Source organism: Sinomonas sp. (assembly GCF_051955515.1).
GTDB lineage: Bacteria > Actinomycetota > Actinomycetes > Actinomycetales > Micrococcaceae > Sinomonas.
In genome coordinates, this window is sequence record NZ_JBQCGQ010000286.1 from 1 (window position 1) to 7,099 (window position 7,099).

A 7,099-nucleotide genomic window follows, 5' to 3' on the forward strand; every position below is an offset into this window, starting at 1 on the left:
TGGGCAAGCCGCACAAATATGCTTGGAACGGCGTCGATATCGAGACGTCGCTGTCGATCGAACAGGTCGCCAACATGGCTCAGAGGGCCGCGCAGGAAAGCACAGGCGATCTCCTCAAAGGGAAGCAGCGCGTTGTTACGACGCGATCAGCCGATCGGCAGATCGAGTTCCGGATCAACGACTACCTGATTTCCTTCAACAAGCTCATGCTGTTCTTCCTTGACTTCGATGTGCGGTCAGGGGCCACCTTCGCGTCAACCCGAATCGACTGGTACATGACGAACCAGCAGACGGTCGGTGGCTTCATTCCCGTGTCGACCAAGCGGATGGTGGCCCACCACACGTATATGCAGTTCGTTCGCAACCTGGCGGACCAGGTCCGGGCTGCCGATCCCTCCGCGCGCGTGAGCTTGCGCGAGGGCGTGGAGATGGAGGCCGGGCCTGCGACTGGCCCTGGTGCGCGGAGCGCGCAGGCTTCCATACCACTGCCGCCCCCGCCTCCGCCGCCACCTCCTCACGGCGGTGAGACTCGGATGCCGCCCAAGCCGCCGCATCCGCCGTCGTCCCCTCCGCCGTCGCCAGTGGTTGCCTTGCCCCCGTCGCTGTCACCCGCGCCGGCGGCGACCTTCGCCCCACCGGCACAAGCCGGGGCGCCACGAGAGGCAGGACCTTCTCTGGGGCTCGTCACCGCAGTGCCAGGCTTCTCGCGTGCCGCGGAATCGCCCCTCGAGGTTCCGCCGCCGGTCTCGATTGAACTCGAGGAGGAAGACCTCGATGCCACCCGCCTTTCCGCGCCTCGGGAAACCCTGAAGTGGGTCATCGAATTGCCTGGAGGCGAGACAGCGGAGATCCGCGATGCGATCGTTGTTGGTCGTAATCCCGCACCGCCCGCACATCTCCCCTCAGCTGTAGAACTGCGGCTCAACGATCAGACCCAATCGGTCTCCAAGACCCACGCGACGTTGCAGGCCCGAGATGGACTCCTGTGGGTTACCGACCTCCACTCAACCAACGGCACGGCGCTCACCAACCTTGCCGGCGAGGTGACCCCGTGTCCGGCTGGGACGGCTGTGCCCGCGTCCGATGGGTGGCAGATCGGCTTCGGGGACTTCGTCGTCCGACTGAGGGGGAACTAGCAGTGCACTGGAGCATTTATGACGTTTTGATCTTGGTGTCGGGCCTCATCACCCTCGTCATTGTTATCGCTCCGGTGTCGGGGATCTCGACCCGAACTCGGCTTGCTTCAGGCGGCATTGGGGGTGGGCTTGTGCTCATGTCGCTGGTGCTGGCCAGCGTTCCGTACTTCCGGTATCCGAGCGTTGTCATGATTGCTCCCGTCATTGCTCTGCTCGCTGTAGTCGCCGTTATTGGCAAGGCGGTTCGCGGAGCCAGTTCGCTCCAGGTGGGAGAGCAGGGACACAGCCTCTCGGCCGAGCCCCCCATCGAGGCGCTCGGCCATCTATCGGCGGCCGAGCTCATGGAGGTCGCTGTGCGAGACCACAGCCGTTGGCCAGAGATTGCTCGACATCCAGCGGCGTACCCCGGCCTGCTTGACTGGCTTTGGGAGCACGGAGGAACAGAAGTGCGCGATGCCGTCACTGCGCGGCGCCAACTCGATTCGCACTAGGTGTTCCCGAATATCGGATATCTGCTGATCCAGGTCTCACAGGCGCACGACAGGATCCCTCGGTAACGTCGCACGGGATGGAAGCCCAACCGCAACCCAGCGCAGCAACGGATGATGTGCCGAGCCGGCGATTCGCCACGAAACGGGCGAAAGCGGAGACCGTGGTCATCGTCGCCGTCTTTGCTCTCTACGCGGCCTTCCTCCTCCGGCTGCTGCTCTTCTCCCGCGCACCGGGCTCGGAGAGATCGATCAATCTCATCCCGTTCGCGAGTATCGCGGAATTCATGTCCAGCCACTCTTCCGGTGCCGGGAGGGTGGCGTTCGCCAACGTCGTGGGGAACATCCTGATCTTCGTCCCGCTTGGGGTCTACGTGTCGTGGCTCCCACAGCGGGCGGCCGCATGGCTGGCCATGCTCCTAGTCGCCTTGGTCAGCGTCTCTGTGGAGATCATCCAGGGCGTATTTGCGGTTGGAGCATCGGACATCGACGACGTGATCCTGAACTGCGTCGGAGGAATCATGGGAATCCTCATCTTCAGGCTGCTTTCCGCGTTCCTGCGCGAGCAATCCCTCGTGCGCACTGGGATGGCCGTGCTGTCACTGCTTTCGGTGCCCGTCTGGTGCTATTTCCTCTTCGTCGTCCGATTGCACCTGTGAAGTCATCGCAATGCGCCGCCGGCCGTGCTAATGTCCCTTCCGGTCGTGAATTATCAGCAGGAGGTGAGACCCATGAATGCAGTATCCGCAATGGGCGCTCCCCTGCCGTCCACGATCCGCGGCTGAACTAGCCGCCACTGGGAGCGCCGAACAGGCACCTTTCGAAGGACGACTCCCCATGAACATCTCTTCTTCTTACGCTGCACACCAGGCGGCTCATCCCACCCAGCGGGCCTTGGTTCTTGCCGGCGGCGGAGCTGCCGGCAACGCCTGGGAAATTGGCGTCATTGCCGGCCTCGCCGAGGCCGGGGTCGACGTCACCAATGCCGACCTCATTGTGGGGACGTCGGCCGGATCGACCGCCGCGGCCCAGATCACCAGCGGGACCCGACCGGCCGACCTGTACGCCGCCATCCTCTCCGAGGTGCCGCCGTCGCGCCCTGACCGCCCCGGGCGCGGCCCCGCCCCGAGGGTTTCGGGCGCGGGCGATATGGAATGGTCGGACGGCATCATCGCCTCCGCCGAAAGCCCTGCGGATATGCGGCGCAGGATGGGCGCCGCCGCCCTCGACCTGGATGCGTCCAAGGGCGCAGCAGCATCCCGCTGGCGAGACATCGTCGCCGCTCGGCTTTCCAACCATGACTGGCCGGAGCGGCTCGTGCTCATCGCGGCCGTCGATGCCCGGACCGGGGATCCGATCGCGTTCGACCGAAACAGCGGAATCGACCTCGTGGATGCCGTGGCGGCAAGCACCTCGTCGATGACGCCCTACTGGATCGGCGAGGACCGCTATCTCGACGGCGGATACCGGCGCAGCGAGAACGCCGATCTCGCGGCCGGATACGGCCGCGTGCTCGTGATGTCGCCGTTCGGCGGCAGGACGCGGATGCCGCTCGAGTGGGGAATGGACCTTGCGACCCAGGTCAGCGAACTGCGCGCCGCCGGCAGCCAGGTGGAAACGGTGTTCCCGGACGCCGGTGCAGGAGACGTCTTCGACGCCAATGCACTGGATCCCTCGACGCGCCCGCAGGCGGCGCGAGGCGGCTACGACCAGGGCCGCGCGCTCGCGAAGAGGCTGGCCGAGTTCTGGGGAGCTGAGCCGTCGTAACGCTACACGAACTCCTGTAAGGTTTTGCAGGTGGAGACCTTGACGAGGAACGGGGTTCTGGCGCGCTTCGGGAAGGCCCTCGCGGATCCCACGCGGTCGGCAGTCCTGATGCGGCTCAAGGACGGCCCGGCCTATTCGGGCGACCTCGCCGAGGGGATCGGCGTGAGCCGGCAGGTGCTGTCGAACCATCTGGCGTGCCTGCGCGACTGCGGCCTCGTGGTCGCCGAGCCGGAGGGGCGGCGCGTCCGCTACGAACTCGCCGACCAGAAGCTCGCGCACGCCCTCGGGGACCTGCTGAGCGTGATCCTGACCGTCGAATCCGTCTGCTCCTGCGACGTGCCGGAGTGCCCGCAGTGAGCGGCCACGACCACTCGCACGCCCACGCGACCGACGACCACAAGCGGCTGCTCGCCGCCCTCTGCGTGACGGTGCTGATCCTGATCGCAGAGGTCGTCGGTGCCGTGCTCTCCGGGTCGCTGGCCCTGCTGGCCGACGCGGGGCACATGTTCACCGACGCCTCTGGGCTCGTGATCGCGCTGATCGCGGCGTCACTCGCGCTGAGGCCGCGCACGCCGGAGCGGACTTGGGGGTACAAGCGGGCCGAGATCCTCGCGGCCGGCCTACAGGCCGGGCTGCTGCTCGTGGTCGGCGCGTTCGTTCTCGTCGAGTCGATCCGGCGCCTGATCGAGCCCCCCGAGGTCGGCTCCTCGGCCATGCTCTGGTTCGGTGTGATCGGCCTGGTGGGCAACGCCGTCGCCCTCGCGGTCCTCGCGGGCGGGCGCAAGTCGAGCCTCAACCTGCGGGCAGCCTTCCTCGAGGTCCTCAACGACGCACTCGGCTCGGCCGCGGTGATCATCGCCGCCATCGTGATCGCGCTGACTGGCTGGACGCGCGCCGACGCACTCGTCTCGATGCTCATCGGCGCTCTCATCGTGCCGAGGACGCTGCGGCTCCTCAAGGAGACCGCGGATGTCCTCTTGGCGGCCACGCCCAAGGGCCTCGACCTGCGCAGCGTGCGCGACCACATCCTTGCCCTGCCGCACGTCCTCGATGTCCACGACCTGCACGCGACCCTCATCGGCACGGGCACCCCGGTGATCACCGGGCATGTGACGCTTAGGGACGAGTGCCTGATGGACGGGCATTCCCAGGAGATCCTGTCCCAGCTCCAGCAGTGCGTGGCCGAGCACTTCGACCTGCCGGTGGAGCATTCCACCTTCCAGCTCGAGACTGCGGCGCACCGCGACCAGGAGCAGCTGCACCACTGAGGGCGCCGGTTACTCTCGCCGCCGCATCCGTCGGAGCACCCAGGCGAGTCCGGCGAAGGCGACGGCGTTCGCCACGATGATGACGACGACGGTCGCCCCCGGCTGGATTCCGTACGCCGCACCGAGGATGCCGCCCGCCACAAGGAGACCGAGGCCGCGCACCAGGGCGAGCCACCCGAAGGCGACTGCCCGAGAGCCTGAGGGAACGAGCTCCGTGATGACGGCCTTGACCGTCGAGTCCAGGACGCCGTTGACCACGCCCCACACTGCAGCACCGGCCCAGACGAGCGCCGCCGTGTTGCCGAACGCGATCGCGGCGACAGCGGCCGCGACGGGGACGGCGAGGAGCACGAGGGGCCCGCGCCGGTCGTAGATCCGGCCCACGATCAGACCGCTGAGCCCGTCGACCGCCATCGCCACCGCGAACACCACCGGGACCAAAGCGTCGCTCAGGAGTCCCGTGGTCTGGGCGTGGAACGCCATGAGCGGGAATGGCGCGACGCCGAAGGACAGCACGCCGACAGCTGCGGTGTACTGCCAGAAGCGCGCGGGGAGGGACGCGCGGGGCGTGGGCTCCGCCGTCGTTCGCGGCTTTTGCTGCTCCGCGCCCTCGGTGCCGTGCTCATAGGCGGCGGGGTCGGGTACGCGGGACCGCAGCCAGAAGAGCAGGGCGAGCACGAGCACCCCCGGCACGGCGAGGACGCCGAAGGCGAGACGATAGTCGCCCTCGCGCCACGCGAGGACGGCGGCGAGGAGCAGGGGGCCGAGCATGGCGCCGGTCTGGTCAAGCGCCTGGTGAACGCCGAAGGCGCTGCCGCGGCCCGTGCTGGTCGAGGCGTGCGAGAGCAGGGTGTCCTTGGCGGGGGAGCGCACGGCCTTGCCGAGGCGCTCGGTGCCGTAGAGGAGAAGGGCCGGGGCAATCGCGCCGGTCGCGCCGATGAAGGGAACGCTGAGGACCGTCAAGGCGTAGCCGGTGATGGTCCACGCCCAATAGTGGGCGGTCTGGCGCACCGCATATCCCGAGACAACGCGGAGACCGTAGCCGATGAATTCCCCCGCCCCGGCAACGAGGCCGACGACGGCGGCACTCGCCCCGAGCGTCCCGAGGTACGGGCCGATGATGCTGCGCGCCCCTTCGTAGACCATGTCCGCCAGCAGGCTCACGATTCCGAAGGCGAGCACGAAGTGCCAGGGCCGGAGAATGGGCGGGCGTTCTTGTGCGGGAGTGCGGCCATTGGGCATGGCTCCCATTCTTCCAGCCTGAGTCTTCCAGCCGGTCGTTCTCGAGGCGGCACGTGAGTACTTAGGTGATGGCGCGTGGACGCCCGGGCGGAATCGAGTAGCCGCTACTCAGGACTCGGGCGTGGGCCCGCGCGCAGACTTGAATCGTTGGGGGCAGGACTCGGGGGAGGAAAGGTGTACGCAGAACGTGCAATTGTGATCGACGCTCTGAGGGTGCTCAGGGCTTGCGGTTTGGCGGACGGCTCCGGCGGCCCGCCGACGGGGATCGAGGCCCGAGACGAAGAAGCTCAGGCTGAGGTTGTCGGCGAGGCCATCGCTGCGATGAGTACCGAGGCGTGGGACGAGCTGTCCCATCAGCAGCGACAGGTCCTGCTCATCGCCCAGGCCACGGTGCGGCATTATCGGGGGCGCTCCAGCAACGACGGGCGGGGTGGCTCCAAGCAGCTTCCGCTCGGGTATCTGGGGGAGTCGAGGCGGCGGATCAGGACGACGGCATCGGGCGGCGTGCGGGTGATCATCGACTCGGTGCACCGGTAGGGCATCCTGTTGTTTGAGTGACTCCAGAAACGGGTACTTTTCTTGTTGCGCTGCGTCGCCGCGTGAACGAGACAGGAGCCCTCATCCGGGTGAACACCCACAGGAGTCACGACCCGTCCTCTGGCGCCCCAACGATCCCCGCCACCGGCCCCGTCGGAACGGAGGTGCAGGGGGTGCCGGAGAAGCCGTCATTCCCACCTTCCAACGGTGTGACCACTTCCACAAGGCGGCACCATCGCCATCGTCCGCTGCGCCATGCCGCGATTGCCATGGGCGTTGCCATCACCCTGGTCATTGGTGCTTCCATCGTGGCCGCGCTGGGACTGCGCTCGGTCCTCGGCATGGACAAGATCAGGGACTATCCGGGCCCGGGCTCAGGCGAGGTCGTGGTCACCGTCCAGCAGGGCGCTGGGGTTCTGACGATCGCGCAGGAGCTGCAGAACGACGGGGTCGTCGCGGACGCCGACACGTTCGTCCGCGCCTTCGGCGACGCCGGCGGGAAGATCCATCCGGGTGATTTCACGTTCAAGAAGCAGATGAAGTCCTCGGATGCGGCGCAGGTGCTGGCGGGGGACAGTGCGAAGGTGATGTATTTCGCGCTCAGTGCGGGGCTGCGGGTGGATGAGTCGCTGGACATCATCGCGAAGTCGGCGGGGGTGGA

At 67.2% G+C, this 7,099-nt stretch carries 9 protein-coding genes; 8 read left to right on the plus strand and 1 reads right to left on the minus strand.

The features are described from left to right. The 6 genes from ACTHL9_RS16885 to ACTHL9_RS16910 all read left to right on the plus strand — a co-directional run. The coding region (locus ACTHL9_RS16885) for an FHA domain-containing protein (protein ID WP_440520438.1) at positions 1 to 1,136 on the plus strand (1,136 nt) is incomplete at its 5' end. A 2-nt stretch (positions 1,137 to 1,138) separates the two neighbouring features. Further along, positions 1,139 to 1,627, plus strand: coding sequence for a variant leucine-rich repeat-containing protein (locus ACTHL9_RS16890; protein ID WP_440520439.1), 489 nt, complete (start codon positions 1,139 to 1,141; stop codon positions 1,625 to 1,627). Positions 1,628 to 1,704: 77 nt separating this feature from the next. Then, entirely contained in the window at positions 1,705 to 2,283 is a 579-nt protein-coding gene (locus tag ACTHL9_RS16895) for a VanZ family protein (RefSeq protein ID WP_440520440.1), read from the plus strand. 178 nt (positions 2,284 to 2,461) lie between these two features. Continuing rightward, on the plus strand, positions 2,462 to 3,391 hold the full coding sequence (locus ACTHL9_RS16900) for a patatin-like phospholipase family protein (RefSeq protein ID WP_440520441.1): 930 nt from the start codon (positions 2,462 to 2,464) through the stop codon (positions 3,389 to 3,391). Positions 3,392 to 3,421: 30 nt separating this feature from the next. Continuing rightward, positions 3,422 to 3,748, plus strand: a complete 327-nt coding sequence (locus ACTHL9_RS16905) for an ArsR/SmtB family transcription factor (RefSeq protein WP_440520442.1) — start codon at positions 3,422 to 3,424, stop codon at positions 3,746 to 3,748. After that, complete coding sequence (locus tag ACTHL9_RS16910) at positions 3,745 to 4,659, plus strand: cation diffusion facilitator family transporter (protein ID WP_440520443.1); 915 nt, start codon at positions 3,745 to 3,747, stop codon at positions 4,657 to 4,659. Before ACTHL9_RS16905 ends, ACTHL9_RS16910 begins: the two co-directional genes overlap by 4 nt. Positions 4,660 to 4,668: 9 nt before the next feature. Here the strand turns inward: ACTHL9_RS16910 and ACTHL9_RS16915 are convergent, their stop codons facing one another. After that, the gene (locus tag ACTHL9_RS16915; protein WP_440520444.1) at positions 4,669 to 5,901 is read right to left on the minus strand and encodes an MFS transporter; all 1,233 of its coding nucleotides are present in this window, start codon (positions 5,899 to 5,901) and stop codon (positions 4,669 to 4,671) included. A 174-nt stretch (positions 5,902 to 6,075) separates the two neighbouring features. Here ACTHL9_RS16915 and ACTHL9_RS16920 point away from each other — a divergent pair, with 174 nt between their 5' ends. After that, positions 6,076 to 6,438, plus strand: a complete 363-nt coding sequence (locus ACTHL9_RS16920) for a hypothetical protein (protein WP_440520445.1) — start codon at positions 6,076 to 6,078, stop codon at positions 6,436 to 6,438. A 209-nt stretch (positions 6,439 to 6,647) separates the two neighbouring features. Then, the coding region (locus tag ACTHL9_RS16925; RefSeq protein ID WP_440520446.1) for an endolytic transglycosylase MltG at positions 6,648 to 7,099 on the plus strand (452 nt) is incomplete at its 3' end.

Coding starts and splice junctions, on each gene's coding strand:
- ACTHL9_RS16895 (WP_440520440.1), top strand. CDS start 1,705: ATGGAAGCCCAACCGCAACCCAGCGCAGCAACGGATGATGTGCCGAGC.
- ACTHL9_RS16900 (WP_440520441.1), top strand. CDS start 2,462: ATGAACATCTCTTCTTCTTACGCTGCACACCAGGCGGCTCATCCCACC.
- ACTHL9_RS16915 (WP_440520444.1), bottom strand. CDS start 5,901: ATGCCCAATGGCCGCACTCCCGCACAAGAACGCCCGCCCATTCTCCGG.